Source organism: Propioniciclava coleopterorum (genome assembly GCF_011393335.1).
In the GTDB taxonomy this organism is placed as follows: domain Bacteria; phylum Actinomycetota; class Actinomycetes; order Propionibacteriales; family Propionibacteriaceae; genus Propioniciclava; species Propioniciclava coleopterorum.
On the sequence record NZ_CP049865.1, the window covers coordinates 1,740,640 to 1,758,913 of the forward strand.

15 protein-coding genes, 1 pseudogene and 1 riboswitch are annotated in these 18,274 nt (G+C 75.8%); of the genes and pseudogenes, 11 read left to right on the forward strand and 5 right to left on the reverse strand.

The window, feature by feature from the left end:
• Positions 1 to 196 precede the first annotated feature (196 nt).
• A complete protein-coding gene (locus tag G7070_RS08370) occupies positions 197 to 601 on the forward strand; it encodes a hypothetical protein (protein ID WP_166233359.1) in 405 nt (134 codons plus the stop codon).
• Between the two features lie 34 nt (positions 602 to 635).
• Here the strand turns inward: G7070_RS08370 and G7070_RS08375 are convergent, their stop codons facing one another.
• Entirely contained in the window at positions 636 to 1,481 is an 846-nt protein-coding gene (locus tag G7070_RS08375) for an Imm1 family immunity protein (protein WP_348981498.1), read from the reverse strand.
• On the opposite strand from G7070_RS08375, the gene G7070_RS08380 reads away from it, so the two are divergent.
• Entirely contained in the window at positions 1,423 to 1,632 is a 210-nt protein-coding gene (locus G7070_RS08380) for a hypothetical protein (protein ID WP_166230680.1), read from the forward strand. The genes G7070_RS08375 and G7070_RS08380 overlap by 59 nt on opposite strands.
• A gap of 67 nt (positions 1,633 to 1,699) precedes the next feature.
• Here G7070_RS08380 and G7070_RS08385 read toward each other — a convergent pair whose 3' ends face one another.
• Positions 1,700 to 2,260, reverse strand: a complete 561-nt coding sequence (locus tag G7070_RS08385; protein ID WP_166233361.1) for a dihydrofolate reductase family protein — start codon at positions 2,258 to 2,260, stop codon at positions 1,700 to 1,702.
• 41 nt (positions 2,261 to 2,301) lie between these two features.
• A pseudogene (gene cobA, locus G7070_RS08390) lies at positions 2,302 to 3,032 on the reverse strand (uroporphyrinogen-III C-methyltransferase).
• A 101-nt stretch (positions 3,033 to 3,133) separates the two neighbouring features.
• Positions 3,134 to 3,260, reverse strand: a riboswitch (cobalamin riboswitch).
• A 46-nt stretch (positions 3,261 to 3,306) separates the two neighbouring features.
• Here cobA and cbiB point away from each other — a divergent pair.
• The 9 genes from cbiB (at position 3,307) to G7070_RS08440 (ending at position 13,351) form a co-directional block, all read left to right on the forward strand.
• Positions 3,307 to 5,124 carry an adenosylcobinamide-phosphate synthase CbiB gene (cbiB, locus tag G7070_RS18595; RefSeq protein WP_246227562.1) on the forward strand — a complete coding sequence of 606 codons (1,818 nt, stop codon included), beginning with the start codon at positions 3,307 to 3,309 and terminating at the stop codon, positions 5,122 to 5,124.
• Complete coding sequence (locus G7070_RS08405; RefSeq protein WP_166233363.1) at positions 5,121 to 5,888, forward strand: CpaE/TadZ family protein; 768 nt, start codon at positions 5,121 to 5,123, stop codon at positions 5,886 to 5,888. Before cbiB ends, G7070_RS08405 begins: the two co-directional genes overlap by 4 nt.
• Positions 5,885 to 7,297 (forward strand): TadA family conjugal transfer-associated ATPase, encoded by a 1,413-nt coding sequence (locus G7070_RS08410; RefSeq protein ID WP_166233364.1) that lies wholly within the window; start codon positions 5,885 to 5,887, stop codon positions 7,295 to 7,297. Before G7070_RS08405 ends, G7070_RS08410 begins: the two co-directional genes overlap by 4 nt.
• Positions 7,294 to 8,154: a type II secretion system F family protein gene (locus G7070_RS08415; protein ID WP_166233365.1), complete on the forward strand. Its 861-nt coding sequence runs from the start codon at positions 7,294 to 7,296 to the stop codon at positions 8,152 to 8,154. Before G7070_RS08410 ends, G7070_RS08415 begins: the two co-directional genes overlap by 4 nt.
• The gene (locus G7070_RS08420) at positions 8,151 to 9,026 is read left to right on the forward strand and encodes a type II secretion system F family protein (protein ID WP_246227564.1); all 876 of its coding nucleotides are present in this window, start codon (positions 8,151 to 8,153) and stop codon (positions 9,024 to 9,026) included. Before G7070_RS08415 ends, G7070_RS08420 begins: the two co-directional genes overlap by 4 nt.
• 92 nt (positions 9,027 to 9,118) lie before the next feature.
• On the forward strand, positions 9,119 to 9,316 hold the full coding sequence (locus tag G7070_RS08425) for a hypothetical protein (RefSeq protein WP_166233366.1): 198 nt from the start codon (positions 9,119 to 9,121) through the stop codon (positions 9,314 to 9,316).
• A complete protein-coding gene (locus G7070_RS08430) occupies positions 9,313 to 9,684 on the forward strand; it encodes a TadE/TadG family type IV pilus assembly protein (RefSeq protein WP_166233367.1) in 372 nt (123 codons plus the stop codon). The genes G7070_RS08425 and G7070_RS08430 overlap by 4 nt, the downstream gene beginning before the upstream one ends.
• Complete coding sequence (locus G7070_RS19870) at positions 9,681 to 10,331, forward strand: TadE/TadG family type IV pilus assembly protein (protein WP_431977926.1); 651 nt, start codon at positions 9,681 to 9,683, stop codon at positions 10,329 to 10,331. The genes G7070_RS08430 and G7070_RS19870 overlap by 4 nt, the downstream gene beginning before the upstream one ends.
• Entirely contained in the window at positions 10,331 to 13,351 is a 3,021-nt protein-coding gene (locus G7070_RS08440) for an AfsR/SARP family transcriptional regulator (protein ID WP_166233369.1), read from the forward strand. Before G7070_RS19870 ends, G7070_RS08440 begins: the two co-directional genes overlap by 1 nt.
• 154 nt (positions 13,352 to 13,505) lie before the next feature.
• Here G7070_RS08440 and G7070_RS08450 read toward each other — a convergent pair whose 3' ends face one another.
• Together G7070_RS08450 and G7070_RS08455 are read right to left on the reverse strand one after the other, a co-directional pair.
• Positions 13,506 to 16,250: a bifunctional hydrogenobyrinic acid a,c-diamide synthase/histidinol phosphate aminotransferase CobBC gene (locus G7070_RS08450; RefSeq protein WP_206080035.1), complete on the reverse strand. Its 2,745-nt coding sequence runs from the start codon at positions 16,248 to 16,250 to the stop codon at positions 13,506 to 13,508.
• Between the two features lie 511 nt (positions 16,251 to 16,761).
• On the reverse strand, positions 16,762 to 18,201 hold the full coding sequence (locus tag G7070_RS08455) for a cobyric acid synthase (protein WP_166233370.1): 1,440 nt from the start codon (positions 18,199 to 18,201) through the stop codon (positions 16,762 to 16,764).
• Positions 18,202 to 18,274: the final 73 nt, after the last annotated feature.

Genomic DNA, 18,274 nt, shown 5'->3' on the forward strand with positions numbered 1-18,274 from the left:
CCGCGATGAACCTCGACGCGGACCAGCCGGCCGGGGGCGTCCCCTTCGGCGGAGGCGTCCCGTCCGGCGGAGACGTGTCCTTCGGCGCCGGCGGCGCGACCATTCCCACCGGGCCCGCCCCCGCGCTCAGGCGGACGGGGGCCGGGCGGAGCGGCCGACCCTCCCTGCGGGGGCCGTGCGGGGGCCGGGATCTGGCGTGTGGCCGCTCGTCGCGGCCGCCGCGGCCGGCCTGCTGCTGGGCGCCCTGGTCACCTGGGTCGCGCTGGTGCCGGGCGGCCTCGCCGCGCCGCCGCCGGCGTCCCCGAACCCGCGGCCGGCGTCCGCGCTGGTGACCGGGACCGGCGAGCGGGTCGGCTCGGTCGACCGCACGGCGCTGGAGTCGGGGGACGTGCTGGTCATCACGGTGCAGGCGCGGCCCGGGGCCAGCTACGAGTGCGTGCTGGTCATCGGGGACGGCTCCCGCGTCAGCGGGGGCGTGTGGACGCTGGGGGACTACGGTCCGGGGTCGGCGATCTGGGTCGTCCCCACGGGCGGCGCCACCGTGCGCGGCGTCGAACTGGTGGCCCCCTCCGGAACGGTGTGGTCGCGCGCCGAGCTCTGAGGCGGTCCTTCCGGTGCGGCCGGCCGTGGCCGGCTCAGAGCTCGCGCCAGCCCACGGCGTCCGGGCGGGAACCCGAAGCGGCGAACTGGCGGACGGCGCGCTCGGCGTCCGCGGCGGGGACGACGGTGTCCGCGGGGAGCGTGATGTCCTGCCCGGCCGGGTCGGGGAAGTGACGCGACGGCCCGTCGCGGTCGGGACCGACCGATTGCAGCCCCGGGTGCCCGGGCCCGGCGAACCAGTGCAGCACGGCGTCCTCGCCGTTGAAGGCGGCCGTCAGCAGCGGGTAGGCCGGCGGCGAGGCCGAGATCTCGTAGTGGTCGGCGCTTCCGCGGCCGGCCAGCAACGCGTCCAGCGCGGCGGCGTCCGGCACGTGGTGGTAGCCGGCCAGGTCGAAGACGTCGAGCGGGCGTCCATCCTCGTGCCGCGCCGGCTCGCCGGCCCGATGCCCGCCGTGAGGCTGCACCGACCCTCGCCCCGCCGCCTGGATCCCCAGGTGCCCCGACTCCGTCGTGGCGGGGTGCGGTGACTGCGCGGTCGCGACGGGGTGGGACGCCGGGTCGGCGACGTTGCCCACCATCGTGACGGGGCCGGGCGGGGACCACCACGCGCTGCGGGGCCGCGCCTGCGCAGGCGGCTCCGCGGTCAGGCGGGCGCCGTCCGGCAGCAGGGTCGGGACCTGCTGCTGGCAGTAGATGCACGTCCCGAACGGATTGTTGTGGTGGATCGTGCCGCCCGAGGACGCCGCCGCGCGCACCTGGAGCGCGGCCTTCCCCTCGATGTGTCCGGCGGCGACATAGCGGGCTTCGGGTGGGGTCTGGTCCATGACGGGCCTCCTGCCTCGGGACTGCGACGCTACGGCACCCGTCCCCGGGGCGGCCAGCCCGCGGCCGGCCGATGCCTGGGCGCGCGGCGGGCACGGGCTGTTCGAGCGGGTCACCAACCTGGTGCGGGTGCACGCGCCGGGCGCGGCCATCGCGTTCAACGCCACGCCCGAGGACACCTGGGAGGCGGCCGCCCGCTGGGTATGGTGACGCCGCGGCTGGGCGGGTTCCCGGTGGGCGGACGCCGCAGCGAAGTGAGCGGACGCCGCGGCGCCGGTCAGGCCCGCGGAAGCACCGTGTAGACCAGCCGCGCGAACTGGCCGACCCTGGTCGCCGACTCCAGCCGCAGCCGGTCGGACTCCACGCGCCGCGGCAGCAGCGGGGCGCCGCCCGCCAGGGCGACCGGCGCAACCGAGATCGCGATCTCGTCCAGGGCGTCCGCGTCGAGGAACTGCCCGGCGAGGTCCCCGCCCCCGACGACCCAGATGTCCCGGTCGCCGGCCGCCTCCCGGATCGCCGGCAGCGCGTCGCTCACCGGGCCGGACACGAACCGGATGTCGGTGCCCCGCGGGACGGGCAACGTCCGGGACGTGAAGACGAAGCACGGACGCTCGCCGTGGAACTCGGCCCAGCGCTCCGGGTGGGCGAGGATGTCGGACTCCTCCAGCACCCACTCGTAGGTGGTCGAGCCCTCGACCATGACGCCGGGGTCCGCGGGGAACAGGCCCTCGTCGGGCTGGGTGCCGTTCTCGACCGCGAAGAGCCAGGCCAGCGAGTTGTCCTCGTCGGCGATGAAGCCGTTGAGGGTGGTGGCGGTGTCGAAGATGATGCGTCCCATGCGTCCGACGCTGTCACACGCGGCTTCCCCGCGCCAGAGCGTCAGGGGAGCTCGAGCCCGACGACCTCGCCGATGACCGTCAGCGCCGGCGGCCGGACGCCCGCGGCGTCCGCGAGCGCGGGCAGCGACCCCAGCGTCCCGCGGACCACCGTCTGGCCGGGGAGCCCCGCGTCGGCGACGATCGCGGCCGGGGTGTCGGCGGCCATCCCGCGCGCGATCAGCCCGGCGCTGATCGCGGGCAGCGCCTTGACGCCCATCAGGATGACCAGCGTCCCGGCGAAGCGGGCCAGGGCGTCCCAGTCGACCGTCGAGGCGGGGTGATCGGGTCCGACGTGCCCGGTCACGACCGTGAACTGCTGCGTGATGCCGCGGTGCGTGACGGGGATGCCCGCGAGTTCGGGCCCCGCGATCGCCGACGACACCCCTGGGATGACGCGCACCGGGATGCCCGCCGCGGCGCACGCCAGCCACTCCTCGCTGCCGCGCCCGAACACGAACGGGTCACCGCCCTTAAAGCGCACGACGGTCGCGCCGGTGCGGGCGTGCTCCACGAGCAGGTCGTTGATGCGGTCCTGCGCGGTCTGAGCGCCGCGCGGGAACTTCGCCACGTCGATCAGCGTCGCGCCCGGGCGGCACTCTTCGAGGCAGGCCGCCGGGGCGAGGTGGTCGTACAGCACGACATCGGCCTCGCGCAGCGCCCGCAGCCCGCCGACGGTGAGCAGATCGGGATCCCCGGGCCGCCGCCGACCAGCACGACCTGGCCGACGCGCATAGGCGTCGCCGTGGGGGGAGCGGTGCGGCCGTCCGCCGCGGGATGGTTCTGGACCGGGGCATGAAGCGCCACGGAGCCTCCTCAGGTTTCCTCGCCCGAATGCGTAGCTCGGCAGCGGGGCGAGTTCCTGACTCACGGCCCTGGTGGGGGCCGCTCACAGTGGCGGGACCGTCCCGGAATCGCTGTCGCTCACCGGAGTTCCTCAGCACGTCGCTGCGGGCGTCAGTATGGCACACTCGCCCCCGACTCCCCGGGCCGAAAGGACGCCGACGCCATGCGCCTCCCCCTCGCCACCGCGGCCGGACTGCTGCTGGGCTGGCTGGCCGACCGGGCGCTCGGCGACCCCCGCCGGTTCCATCCCGTCGCCGGCTTCGGGCGCGCCGCCGGGATGCTGGAGGAGCGCTGGTACGCCGACTCCCGCGTCCGGGGTGCCGCGCACGAGGCCGTCCTCGTCGGGGGCGCGGTGGCCCTGGGCGTCGTCGCCGAGCGCTGCGTGCGCGAGCGACCGCTGCTGCGCGCCGCGCTGACCGGGGTGGCGACCTGGGCCGTGCTGGGTGGGCGCTCGCTCGCGGCCGAGGCCGAGGCGATCGCGGACGCCCTCGCGGCCGACGACATCACCGCCGCGCGCGGGCGCGTCCGGAACCTGGTCAGCCGCGACCCGGCGACCCTGGACGCCGCCGGCATCGCCCGCGCGACGGTTGAGTCGGTCGCCGAGAACACCTCCGACGCGGTGGTGGCGCCGCTGTTCTGGGGCGCGGTCGCCGGCGTCCCGGGGCTGCTGGGCTACCGCGCGATCAACACCCTCGACGCGATGGTCGGCTACCGCAACGCGCGCTACGAGCGCTTCGGGTGGGCCGCCGCGCGCGTCGACGACGTGGCCAACTGGGTGCCGGCGCGGTTGGCCGGCGCGCTGGCGGTGGCGTGCGCGCCGCTGGTGGGCGGGAGCCGCGCCGCCGCCGTGAGGGCGGTGCGGGAGCAGGCGTCCGCGCATCCGAGCCCCAACGCCGGCGTGGTCGAGGCCGCCTTCGCGGGGCCCTGGGGGTGCGACTGGGGGGACGCAACGTCTACGGGGGCGTCGTCGAGGACCGCGGCGAACTCGGCTACGGCGACCCGCCGACCCCGGAGGACGTGCCGCGCGCCACCCGGCTGGCGGGCGCGGTGTCCGCCGGCGCGCTCGCCGCCACGGTGCTCGGACGCCTCGCGCCGGCGCTGTGGCCGCGGCACCGGCCGCGCTGAGGAAGGCGATTTCCCCGGCGGGATCTGCCCCGCCACAAGGCATTCGGGGATCCATCGCGGTTTCTCAGGATTCTTTCAGGGTGGTTGTGAGTCCCTTCCGACTTATCCACAGAAATCGTGGAAATGCGGCGGTTGTCCACATTCGAATGGTGGACAACTGGCGCGAAAGGGGCGGCGTTCCTTAGAGTCGGGCTCGTCCCACACCCCCGGACGACGAGGACCCACCCCCATGGATGCTCACCCTTCGCCACCTTCGCGACCCCTCGTGAGGCTGCGCCGCAGCCCCGCCTGGCTGGCCTTCGGCGTGGTGGCCGTGTGCCTGGGCGGATTGTTGTCCGCATTCGTGTATCTGAATGCGGTCGAATCCCAGCCGGTTCTTCGGGTGAATCGCACCGTGTACCGGGGCGAGGTGTTGGCGGCCGCCGATCTCGATGTTGTGCAGGTGGGATCGGGCCTCGACCTGCGCACCGTGCCCGATCGCCGCATCGGGGAAGTGGTCGGCCAGGCGGCCATCACCGACATTCCCGCCGGGTCGCTGCTGATCGACGGAACGTGGGGTGCGGCCGCCCAGCCGACCGGCGTGGCACGCGTGGGCGTCCGGCTGAGCCCGGGCCGGTTCCCGGGCGGAGACCTGCGGCCGGGCACGCCGTTCCTGATGGTGGCGTTGCCCGAGGCGGCCGCCGCGCCCGCCGACCTGCCGGCCAGCGTTGCGGCGACGCTGGTCGCGGCCCCGGCGGCGCAGCCGGACGGCTCGCTGGCCTTCGACCTGTACGTGCCCACCGAGCAGGCCGAACTCGTCAGCCGATTGGCCGCCGCCGACCGGATCTCGCTGGTCCAGCAGGGGAGCAACCGGTGAGCGCCGTGGTCCTGGCCGGGGCCAGCGGTGCGCCCGGCGTGACCACCACAGCGCTCGGCCTCACGCTCGCCTGGCCCGGCGACTGCCTCCTCGTGGACGCCGATCGCTCGGCGCCGCAGACGCTGCTCGCGGGCTACCTGCAGGGTCAGGCGGCGACGGCCGGGCTGGAGGCGGTGCTGCAGGCGCACCGGGAACGGACGCCGCTGGCGGAGGCCCTCGACGGGGCGATTCGCCCGATCCCCGGGCCCCCGGGCGACGCGGGACGTCGCGGCTTCCTCCCAGGGTTCAGCCACCTCGGCGCCGTGGACCTGTTCGACCAGGCGTGGCAGCCACTGCTCGCCGAGTTCGCGGCCCAGGACCGCGACGTCGTCATCGACGCCGGACGCACCGGCCACCGCGGCCTGCCCGAGGCCCTGCTGCGGGACGCCGGGCTGGTCGCGCTGGTGTGCCGGACGTCGCTGATCGGGTTGGCGGGCGCCCGGCTCCACCTCGCGGCGCTGCTCGACCACGGGCCCCTCGACCGGGTCGGCCTGATCCTCGTGGGGCCCGGGCGTCCGTACCCGGCGGCCGAAGTGGCCGAGCAGTTCGGCGTCCCGGTGCTGGCGGAGATCGCCTGGGACCCGGCCTCGGCCGACGACCTGCACGCCGGCCACGCGTCCATGGGTAGACGTTGGCCCCGCGGTGCGCTCGCGCGCTCGTTTGCACGGGCGGCCACCCGCCTGCACGCGGCGACCCGGCGCGAGGAAGTCCGGGTGGCGCCATGACCGAGACCGGGATGCGCAGGCTCGCCGACGTGCCGCTGCTGCAGGCGGTCCCCGCCTTCACCGTCTCCCTCGCCGAGGCCCGACGGGTGGTCGCGCCGCTGCCCGCGGACGAGGTTGATTGGGGCCTCGTCGTCGCCCTGCGGCGCCGGGCGTCGGACCAGGTGGCAGAGGCGGCCCTCGAGCACGCCGAGCGCACGGGCGTGCCGCTCGGCGACGCCGACCGCCGGCTGATGGCCCGCTCGGTGCTGCGGGAGGTCGTCCGCGGGCACGCCGAGGAGCGCAGCAGGCTCGGCGATCTCTGGACGGTCGACCGCGAGCAGCGCTACGCGAGCGCCCTGGAGGACGCCATCTTCGGGTTCGGGCGCATGCAGCCCCTGTTCGAGCTCGCGGGCGCCGAGAACATCGAGATCCACGGCCACGACAGCGTGGTCGCACAGTACGGCGACGGCCACCGCGAGGCGCTGCCGCCCGTCGCGGACAGCGACGAGGAACTCGTGGAGGCGGTGCGCTTCCTCGGCGAGTCGGTGAGCCCGCCGCGTCCGTTCGACGACGCCCACCCGACGATGACGCTCGCCCTGGGCGACTCGCACCGCCTGCACGCGATCGGCTTCGGCCTGTCGTACCGGCCCTCGATCACGATCCGCCAGCACATCCTGACCTCGATCACCCTGCCCGAACTCGTGGACGGCGGCATGCTGCCCGATGAGGTGGGCCGCCTGCTCCACGCCGCGGTGCTGGGGCGCAAGTCGATCGTGATCGCCGGCGACCAGGGCGCGGGCAAGACCACCCTGCTGCGGGCCCTGATCGCCTCGATCCCCGAGAACGAGCGCTTCGGCACCCTCGAGACCGACTACGAACTCCTCACCCACCTGCAGCCCGGCCGGCGCAACATCCTGGCCCTGCAGGCGCGCGTCGGGCTCGGGGAGGTCGCCGACGGGCGGCACCTCGGCGAGTTCAGCGTCGCGGAGCTCATCCCCGAGGCGCTGCGGCAGAACCTGTCGCGCCTCATCGTCGGCGAGGTGCGCGGCGCGGAGGCGGGCGCGATGTTCGAAGCGATGCAGTCCGGAGCCGGAACGATGAGCACGACCCACTCGCATTCCGCGGACTCCACGATCGACCGGCTGGCCGCGCGCGTCGCCCAGGGCGGCGTCCTGACGGTGGGGGAGGCGTACCGCCAGATCGCGCACCACGTCGCGCTGATCGTCCACGTCCGGCTGCAGGACGACACCTGGCGCGGTGGTGTCCGCACCCGCGCGGTGTCCGAGGTCGTGGCCCTGACCGGCGCCCTGGAGAACGACCGCCCGGTCACGCACCGTGTCTACGACGCCGATCTGGCGCCGACCCTCAACGCGGAGACCCGGCTCTGGGCCGATCTGGAGCCATTCTGGGCCGACTGGAGGGGTCGATGATCCCCCTCGGCGTGCTGGGAGTCTGCCTCGCCGTGGCCGGGGCGGTCGTGCTGGCCGCCGTCGCCGCGGGGGTGCTGGTGCAGACGCCGGCGTCCCCATCATCCACAGGTCTGTGGACGAAGACTGTGGACAACGTCCGCGCCGTGCCGCGGCGCACCTGGGTGCTGCTCCTTCTCGCGGCCGTGTCGGCCGTCGCGGTCACCCTGTGGACCGGGTGGCCGATCATGCTCCTGATCGTCCCCGTCGCCGTGGTCGGCATCCCCGAACTGCTGCGTTCGCCGCCTCCCCGCGAGCTGGAGCTGCTCGAGGCCCTCGATCGCTGGGTGCGGGGGCTGGCCGCCACGATGGGGGCGGGCCGGTCGATCACCGACGCGTTGCGCGCCGGTGCGCGCAACGCCCCCGACCAGCTCCGCGAGCCGTTGGTCAGGCTCGTGCAGCGCCTCGACGACCGCTGGCCGGCGCCGACCGCACTGCTCGCGATGGCGGACGACCTCGCCTCGCCGGACGCCGACGCGGTGATCGCCAGCCTGGTGCTGGCGGTCCAGCGCGGCGGGCAGGGCGCCGTCGCCACCCTGGCCGCCCTCGCCGACTCGATCCAGGACCGGCTCCGGGTCATGCGCGAGGTGGAGGCGGAGCGCGCCAAGCCGCGGTACGTCGTCCGGCAGGTCACGCTCATCACCCTGGTCGTGCTCACCGCGGCGGCGCTGTTCGGACGCGAGTTCTTCCGGCCCTACGGGACGCCGGCGGGGCAGGTCGCCCTGGTCGCGCTCGTCGCCCTGTACGCCGGCTCGCTACTGCGCCTGCGGCGCATGACCATCCCGCGGCAGCGCGCCCGCATCCTGCGGAGCCGGCCATGAACGGGGCGGCGATGGTGCTGCCCGGCGTCCTCGTGGCGCTGGGGCTCGTGGCCTGCGTCCTCGCCTTCCGCCCCCAGCATCCGCGGCTGGCGGACGCCCTCGGCGCGCTTGACGTGGCGACCGCTCCCAGCGCCGCGCCGGCTGTCGGCCTCGACCGGCTGGGTGCCTGGTGGGTGCGGATGCGGGGTGTCGCCGCCGACGGCACGCGGTCGCGCCAGCTCGCGCTGACCGGGCGGTCGCTCACCCGGCACTACGCGCACAAGCTCGTCGGCCTGGGTGTCGGCTTCGCGGTCCCGATCGTCGTCGGCGCGGCGCTGTGGTTCGCGGCCGGCGTGGTGCCCACAGTCCCGCTGCTCGCCTCGGTCGCCGGCGCCGCCCTCGGCTTCCTCTGGCCCGACCTGCGGCTCCGCGGGGCGGACCGCACGATCGCCGACGATGCGGGCGAGGCGCTGCTGACGTACTTCGACCTGGTCACGCTGGAGCGGCTGGCGAACCGCTCGGCGATCCAGTCGCTCCACGCCGCGGCGGAACTGTCGGACACGCCGGTGTTCCGATGGATCCGTCGCGTCCTCGACCGGGCGCGCCTCGAACAGCGCGCCCCCTACGGCGACCTCAAGGCGCTCGCACGCCGGCTCGATCTCCCGGCGCTGGCCGACCTGGCCGACGTGATGCGACTCGACGAGTCGGGAGCGTCCCTGGCCACCACGCTGCGCGCCCGCGTCCGGGAGTTGCGCGACGCGCACCTCACGCAGGCCAAGGTCGCGGCCACACAGCTCTCCGAGCGCATGACCCTGTGGATGGTGCTGCCCAGCCTCGTCCTGGGCCTGTTCTTCCTCGTCCCCCCGCTGCTGACCCTGGCGGCCGCCGGCTGAGCCCCGCGCAGGCCAGCGGCGGCCCAGCGACACCCCGACCGAGCACCACCCAACCCCGAACCGAGCACCACCCACACCCCAAGGAGAGATCAATGAAGACCTACCTCTACCTGCTGATCGGACTGACCCTCGACCTGGCCCACCGCGGCCGCAGGCTCCGCGACGAGCGCGGGGTCTCGCAGTCGACCGAGCAGGCGATCCTGCTGGCGTGCGCCGCCGCCGTCGCGCTCGCGATCGTCGGCGTCGTGACCGCGCTGGTCCAGTCGAAGCTGGCCGCGATCCCGAAATGACCCGCCGGGACGAGCGGGGCGTCACGGACTCCGTCCAGTGGGCGATCCTGCTGCCGGCCGTCCTGCTCAGCGTCCTGGGCATCATCCAGGTGGGCCTGTGGGCGCACGGCCGGACCGTCGCGACCAACGCGGCCGTGGCCGCCGCGGAGCGGGCAGCGCTGTACCGAGCGTCGACGGCGGACGCCCGGGCGACGGCCGCCCGGGTGGCCCAGCACGGCGGCCTGGTCGACCTCGAGGTGTCGCTGGTCGAGTCCGCCGACCAGATCACGGTGCGCGTGGCGGGCCGCATGCCGACCTTCTTCGATCTCGGCCAGACCCGGGTCGAGGAACAGGCCTCGCGACCGCGGGAGCGGGTGACGCGGCCATGACTCCGCTTGCCAGCCGGCCTCGGCTGCCGTTGCCCGCGCACGCGGCCCGCCCCGCGCGCGGTCGCGCCGGTATCGGTGAGGTCGGCCCGCGTGATCGACCCGCCACCTCGAGGTACCGGAGCGGGCTCCCCTTCGCCCCCAGGCACGGCAAGGAGCGCCCGTTCCTCGGAGTCCTCGCGGGCCGCCGCCAGTGGTTCGATCGGCCGCGGCGCCGCAGGTGCCCACGCCGCGACGAGCGGGGCGCCGCGGCGGTGGAGTTCGCCGTGGTGGTTCCCGCGCTCCTGCTGATCGCCGGGCTGCTGATCGGCGCGGGACGGCTCGCCAACGCCCAGGTGGCCGTCCAGCAGTGGGCCGACTCGAGCGCCCGCACGGCGTCGCTGGCCCGCGACGCCGCCACGGCGCAGTCCCAGGCCCGCGCCGTGATCGCGAGCGACGCCGCGGCGTCCGGCGTTCGGTGTCGTCCCGGCTGGACGCTCGAGTTGGACACCTCCGCGTTCGCCCGGCCGGTGGGCACCCCCGGCGTGGTCCGCGCGAGCGTCGTGTGTCCCATCCCCCTGGCCGACCTGCTGGTCCCGGGGTTCCCCGGCTCGGTGTCCGTGCGGGCCGAGTCCAGTTCCACGCTCGATCGCTACCGAGGGAGACGATGATGCTGCGTCGCATCCTGGCCGCCGCCACACTGCTCGTGCTGGTGATCGCACCGCCGCTGGTGCTGCTCCGCGTGGGGTTCACCGACGTCGGAGCCATCACCGTGTGGACCGTCTCGGACGTCCGGATCCTCCTGCTCCTCCTCACCGCGCTCGCCTGGGCGGCCTGGGCGTGGTGGGCGCTGGCCGTGGCGATCGAGGCCGCGTCCCTGGTGGGGCGGCGTCCGCGGCTGCGGCTGCCGGCGCTGTCGCTCCCGCGTGCCCTGGCGGCGACGCTGCTCGCCGCGGCCTTCGCCTCGGCGGCGCCCGCGGCCCACGCCGCTCCGGCGCCTGCTCCCGCGGTCGTTCAGGCCGCGCGCGTGCTCGAGCAGCCGGTGGCCGGCCCCGAGGCCGCCGGCTCGCTCGTCCACCTGGTCCGGGCCGGAGACGACCTGTGGTCCCTCGCCGCCCACTACTACGGCGACGGGACGCAGTGGCGACAGATCGTGGCCGCCAACCCGGCCCTGGCCACCGACCCGCTGGCGCCCCTGGTCGTCGGGGAGAAGCTGATCATCGCCGACCCCGTGCGGCTGGTGACCGTCCAGCGCGGCGACACCCTCTCCGGGATCGCCCTGCGGCACCTGGGGGACGCCCACCGCTGGCCCGAGATCCACGCTCTGAACGCCTCCCGGATCCAGGACCCCGACGTCATCGACATCGGCTGGACGCTGCGGCTGCCCTGGGTGATCGCGTCCGGGACGGGCGCCGCGGCACCGCAGGCGCCGGACGCCGGAGTGCCTGATCCGGCGCGCGAGGAGGCCGACATGGGAGACCAGAGCCAGCCTCCGCAAGAGGCGGCCGCCGCGGCCCCAGGCACGCCTGCTCAGGGGCCCGACGCGGCCCGGGAGGAACGCGGGGCGCCCCGTGGATTGCCCGCCGAAGCGGACGTCCCCGCGGCGGAGGCCCAGGCGCCCGATGCGGCCACGCCCGGCGAGGCGAGCACCCCGGCTGAGGCGAGCACCCCGGCCGCCGGCGTCCGCGCGCCCGACGCGGGAGCAGCCTCCGATCCGGTGCAGGGGGCGCCCGCGCCTGCTGATCTGCTCATCGCCGGGGTCACCTCGCTCGCCGCGGCCGCCATCGTGGGTGGGATCGGCCTGCAGCGCCGGCTGCAACGCCACTCCCGACCCGTGGGGCGCCGGTTCGTCCAGCCGGGGGAGGACCTCTCCCGCTACGAATCCGCGCTGCAGCAGGCGGGCGCGGGCGCCGCGGCCCTCGCCGGGGAGCGCACCACCTCCGGACGCGACGAACTCCTGGCCAGGGCGCAACGCCTGCTGGCGGACGCGTGGCGGCGTCCGGGGCAGCGCGCCGTACCGCTCGCCCGCGCCACCGTCGACGACCAGGGCGTGGCCTTCGCGTTCGCCGAACCGCCGTCCGCTGCCCCGGCGGGCTTCGCCCGGATCGGGGACACGCTGGCCATCTCCTGGGAGCAACTCGCCGCCTCACCGGACGTCGACGGGCCGGCGGCGTTCCCCGCCCTCGTGACGCTGGGACGCGAGGCGTCGGGCGCCCACGTGATGCTGGACGCGATGGAGTCGGGCGTCCTCGGCATCGCCTGTCGCGCGGAGCAGGGCCGCGGCGAGGTCCTCTCGGCGATCCTGATCGAGCTGGGCTGCGCCCCGTGGGCCGACGAGCTGGAGCTGCTCGTCGTCACCGGCGATCCCGACTTCGCGCGGGCGACGGCGGCCTCCCGGATCGCCACCGAGGCCGACGCCGCCGCCGCCCTCGCCCGGATCGAGACGCTCGCCCGGGCTCGGGCCGAGGGGGCCGACGGCCGTTCCTGGCGCGATCGCCGGCTCGACCCCGACCTGACCGACGCGTGGGCCCCCGTGATCGTCCTGTGGGAGCAGCCCCTTGGCGCCGACGACCTCGGGCGCCTGCGGGCGGCACTCGACGGGCGCGGCGACGGTCTCGCGGCGATCGTGGGCGTCGACGCCCCGGCCGGCGCGGCGGACTGGACCCTGACCTGGTCGCCGCCCGCCCCGGCCACCGGCGCGCCGCCGCCACCACCCCCGCTCGTCGAAGCCGGCGGCATCAGCGTCACACCCCAGGCGGTCTCCGACGACACCCGCGCCGCCGTCACCGGGCTGTTCGCCCTGGCCACCACGACCTCCACCGAACCCGCGCCCTGGTGGCCCGAGGAAGAGGCAGACATGGACATCGTCGCGATCGAACCCGCCCCCGAGGGCGCCCAACAACGCGCCGAGGTGCGGTGGAGCCGCCCCGGGTCGCTCCGGGGCGACACCCTCGCCGGCGAGCGGATCGGGCCGCGCCTGCACCTGCTGGGGCCCGTCGAGCTGACCGGCTGCGCCGGCGACCCTCCGTCCCGGGCGCAGCGCCAGTGCGTCGAGTACTGCGCCTGGCTCCACCTGCATCCGGGCGCCTCGCCGCAGCAGATGGGCCGCTCGCTGCTCGTCGCGGAGGGCACCCGACGCTCCAACCTGAGCCGGCTGCGGACCTGGCTGGGCTCTTCGGACGCGGGGGAGTTGTACCTCCCGGATGCCTACTCCGGACGGATCTGGCTGTCGGAGGACGTGACCTCCGACTGGGGCGACCTGCTCCTGCTCACCTCCGGCGGTCTTAACGCGCTGCCGCTCGACCGGCTCCTGGCGGCGCTGCGCCTGGTGCGGGGCGCGCCCCTGGCCGACGCGGCTCCGGGACAGTGGGGCTGGGCCGAGGAACTGCGGGCCGACGCCGGCGCGTTGATCCGCGACATCGGGGTCGTGGCCGCCCGCCGGGCGCTCGAGGACGGCGACATGGATACCGCGCGCTGGGCCGCCGGCCGCGCGCTGGTCGCCGCCCCCGACGACGAGTTGCTCATGGTGGAGCGCATCCGCACGGAGCATCGCGCCGGTCGTCCCGACGACGCGCGCCGGCTGGTCCAGCGCGTCACCCGCACCGCCCGGGCCCTCGGGCTCGACCTGCTGCCCGAGACCGTGGACGTGTGCCAGCAGGTCGTGGAAGGCCGCCTCCGCGCCCGCAACTGAACCAGTCTGACGGCGTCTGGGGCGGGACGCCGGCCGGTCCTCTGTCAGAGGGTGCAAGCGGCGTCGGGACACGCCGCCCCGACCGCTCGAGCACGCGCCGCCTGGTGCCCAGGCACTGGCCCTCGGCTCTCTCGCTCGGATCGGTGCTGTGAGCTCAGTCCACTCGCGGGGCTGAGGCCCGCAGGGACGCGAGGGCCGCGACGAAGGCGTCCGAGATCTGCGGGTCGGGGACCCGGACGCGGATCCAGGAGCGCCCCAGCCCGGGGAAGGATTCGCCGCGCCGCACCGCGAAGCCGCGGGCGGCCAGCGCCGGGCGCACCGAGTCCGGGCCGAGCTCGGCGGTGTCGACCAGCACGAACGGGGCGTGGCCGGCGACCACGCCGAACCCGGACGCCTCCAGGGCGGCGACCAGATGGTCGCGGTGCCGGCGCACAGTCCGGTAGCGCTCGGACGCCTCGGCGCGGGAAGCCTGCGACGACACCGCGACCATCGCGGCCAGCGCGGGGCTGGACACCGGCCACGGCGGCTGGGCCGCCGCGAGCCGGGCGATCAGCGCGGGATCGCCCACGATGTACCCGACGCGCAGCCCGGCGAGTCCCCAGGTCTTGGACAGCGACCGCAGCACGAGGCGTCCGGGCATCGTCGGCTCGATCAGCGACTCGGCCTCGTCGGCGGCGTCCATGAAGGCCTCGTCGACCACGAGCAGGCGCCCGCGTCCGGCCGCGAGCAGGTCGTCGCGGGCGTGCAGCCAGCCGGTCGGGTTGGTCGGGTTGCCCACGAACAGCGCGTCCGCCCAACTGGGCAGCGCGCCCAGCGCGGGCGCGTAGCCGGTCCGACTCCCCGGCTCCACTCCCGCCCGTGCTCCGTCGTTCCGCGCCCGCGCGCCGTCGTTCCACGCCCGCGCGCCTTCATTCCGCGGCCGCGCGCCGTCGGGTCGCGACTCCGCGGCGAGCGCCCCCGTCGCGGCGCCCCCCATGTCCCCGGTGTGCACCGGCAGCAGCCACCGCTGCACCGCGCGGCCCGCGGCCCGCAGGGCGGCCTCCGGCTCGGTGAACTGCGGATGCACCACCAGCGGATGCGCCGCCTCAATCGTGCGCGCGACCAGGGAGAACGCCTCCGCGCCCCCGGCGGTCGGCAGCACCATCTCGGGCGGGACGCCGTGGGCGGCGGCGATCGCCTCGCGGGCCTCGTCCAGGCGCGGGTAGGCCCCGAGGGTGGCCGTCGCGTCGTGGATGATCGTGGCCAGCCAGGGCGGCGGACCCGCCGACTGGACGTTGACGGCCAGGTCGACCAGCCCGGGCGCGACATCGGCGTCCCCGTGGTGGTGCAGGTCGATCCCGCCGACAGCCGGCGGGGCCGCGTCCGACCGTCCGGCATCGAGCGGCGCCGCTGCATCAGGGTGGCGGGCGGGCACGAGCAGCGATGCGACGGCGTCCGGCTCGGCCTCCGGACGAGCCGCGGCGTACCGGGCGGCCGCGTCGGCGAAGCGCTGCGCGGCGTCGGGGACTCCTGCCCAGTGCAGGTGCAGGTAGGAGCTGTGCAGGGTCGGCGTCCCGGTGCCCGCGGGGTCGAGGGAGAAGCCCTCGGCCGCCGCGTCCCACTCCCAGGCGGGCTCGGGCCCGTGCCCGGGGCTCGTCCGCGTGCGGTGGAACTCGTGGCCCAGCGTGGTGGCGCCGGCGTCGGCGAGCAGAGTCGGGGTCGGTGCGGTGGCGGACCGGTAGCCGAGGGTGAGCGGCGGCGTCATCCGCGCCGAGGAGGGCAGCGCCCCCACCATCGGGTGTCCGTCCAGGTGCTCGCCCAGGTACAGCTGGCCCGCGCACTCGGCCACCGTCGGCACCCCGGACGCCACGGCGGCGGCCACGGCGGCGCGTAGCGGCTCGTTGGCGCTCAGGTCGGGCGCGTGCACCTCGGGGAAGCCGCCCCCGATGTAGAGCGCGGACGTCCGCGGCGGCAGGGCCGCGTCCAGCAGCGGGTCGACCTCGACGACTTCGCACCCGGCCGCGGCGAGCAGTTCGGTGGTCTCGGGGTAGCGGAAGGTGAAGGCGCGTCCGCCGAACACGGCGATCCGCGGCCGTCCGGGGACGGCGCGCACCTCGGCGGCCGGGTCCCAGGCGGTGGCGTGCAGCGGGGCGGCGTCGGCGGCCAGCGCGAGCACGCCATCCAGGTCGACGTGGGCGCCGAGGTGGGCGGCGAGGGCCGCGATGGTGGCGGCCGACCCGGCGCGTTCGCCGGCGGGGACCAGCCCCAGGTGCCGCGAGGGCGCGGCCACCGACGCGTCCCGCGGCAGGACGCCGACCACCGGGACGCCCGCGTCCGCGAACACGCGGGACAGCTCGGCCCCGTGGCGCGGGCTCGCGGTGCGGTTGATGAGGACCCCGGCGATCCGGACGGTCGGGTCGAACGCGGCCAGGCCGAGCGCGGCCGCGGCGGCCGTCCGCGACGAGCCGGCGGCGTCCACGACGAGCAGGACGGGGGAGCCGGTGAGCGTCGCCACGTGCGCGGTGGACCCGTGCCCGTCGGTGCCCAGGCGCCCGTCGAACAGCCCCATGACGCCCTCGATCAGCGCCACCTCGGCGGGCTCGGGGACGCGGCAGCCGTGCAGCAGCAGGGGCACGATCCGCTCCTCGCCCACCAGCACCGGGTCGAGGTTACGGCCGGGCCGTCCGGTCGCCAGCGCGTGGTAGCCGGGGTCGATGAAGTCGGGTCCGACCTTGAAGCCCGCCGCCCGGACGCCGCGGGCCGTCAGGGCCGCCAGCAGCCCCGTGGTGACGGTCGTCTTCCCCGCCGAGGACGCGGCCGCCGCGATCACCAACCGCGGGAGCGTCACCCCCGCGCCCGACCTCGTCGGCGTCGCGCCCGCCGTCGACGGCGCGGGCGGTGCGTCCCGGACCTGCTGCATCGGACCCCCTCACGTCCCGGGTGACGATTGTGCCGCAGCACCGGCACACCCTGCGGCTCCGGCACACCCTGGCTACGTCGCACTCGGCGGGCCAAGCCGGACCCCCGGGCCTCCGCTGAGCGGCGACCCTGGCGCGAGCCGTGGCTGCGTCAGCGGCCCGAAAAATCAACAACGACGCACTCGAGCCCCGATTCGGGGTGATCCGACGGCTTTCGGGGGCCGCGAGTGCGTTGATGGTGATTTACTGGCCGACCTCCACCGCGCGGGTCGAGCCGCCGGCCAGTCGAGGTCAGCGGGACTGGCGCGTGACGAGGCCGGCCGAGGTCGCGGAGCCGTGGGGGCACCGACCTGCCCGTCAACGCCGTCCACCTCGTGGAGGGCGGACGCGAGGTGACCGCCCACATGATGGCCGCGCCCGGAGGGGCTCGGGGCGGGAAGTCGCGGTCGGAGTCGGGCGCACGGCGAACGCGCGGAAGGGGAAGAGATCAACCAAAGGACCGTCGACCTGCTGTCAGCGGGCCAGGGTGAGCAGCGCGTCCAGGTCCGCGTGGGCCTCGAGGGCGTCGGCGACCTCGTCGAGCATCTGTTCGCGACGGACGGCGAAGTCCACCGCGCTCGGATCGGGGCGCCACGCCGAGCCCGCGGCGTCCGCGACGCGCGCGAGCCACGCCCGGCGGAAGCCGTCGTTCTCCAGGGCGCCGTGCCAGATGGTGCCCCAGGTGTTGCCGACCCGCACGCCGTCCAGGAACGGCTCGTCGCCGCCGTCGACGGTGACGACCCCGTGGTGGATCTCGTACCCGGTGACCGGGTGGCCCTCCCAGGAACCCGACGGGCGGCCCAGCGTCTTGTCGGGGCGGAAGTCGACCCGGGTCGGCAGCAGCCCCAGACCGGTCACGGCGCCGTCGCCGGACTCGACCGGGTCGTCGATCACCCGCGCCAGCATCTGGTAGCCGCCGCAGATGCCCAGGATCGCGCCGCCCGACGCCGCGCGCTCCCGCAGCGCGGCGTCCAGACCCCGCGCGCACAGCCAGCCCAGGTCGGCCAGCGTCGACCGGGAGCCGGGCAGCACCACGAGGTCGGCGCGAGCGAGGTCGTCGGGGCGGTCCGCGACGAACACGTCGATGCCGGGCTCGGCGGCCAGCGCGTCCAGGTCGGTGGCGTTCGAGATCCGCGGGAACCGGACGGCCGCGACCCGCAGCGTCCCGGCGGCGCCCGGCGTGCGCGGCCAGCGCGCGAACGCCAGCGCGTCCTCCGAGTCGAGCCACACCTGCTCCAGCCACGGCAGGACGCCGAAGCACCGCAGCCCGGTGCGGGCCGTCAGTTCGGCGAGTCCCGGCTCGAGCACCGCTTGGTCGCCGCGGAACTTGTTGATCAGGTATCCCGCGAAGCGGGCCCGGTCAGCGTCGTCGACGATCGCCCAGTGCCCGAAGATCGAGGCCAGGACGCCGCCGCGGTCGATGTCCCCGACCAGCAGCGTCGGCAGGCTGAAGCGCGTGGCCAGCCCCAGGTTCACGTAGTCGCCGGCGCGCAGGTTGATCTCGGCCGGGGACCCGGCGCCCTCGGCGACCACCACGTCGTGGGTGGCCGCGAGTTCCTCGAATGCGGCGAAGGCCGCCTGCGCGAGGGCGGCGCGTCCGGTGGCGTACTGTCCGGCCTCCAGCGTCCCGCCGGGGCGTCCGTTGAGGACGACGAACGAGCGCCGGTCGGTGGCCGGCTTCAGCAGCACGGGGTTGTGGATCGCGGACGGTTCCACCCCGGCGGCGAGCGCCTGCAGGTACTGGGCGCGCCCGATCTCCGAGCCGTCCGGGCAGACCATGGAGTTGTTCGACATGTTCTGCGCCTTGAACGGCGCCACCCGGACGCCGCGGCGCGCCCACGCCCGACACAGCCCGGCCACGATCAGCGACTTGCCGGCGTCCGACGAGGTGCCCGCCACGAGGAGTCCTGTCACCGGCCGATCCTCCCACGGGGCCCGGTCTCGCCGTGCTCGGTCCCGCCGTGCCCGACACCTCGGTGGCCTGGGC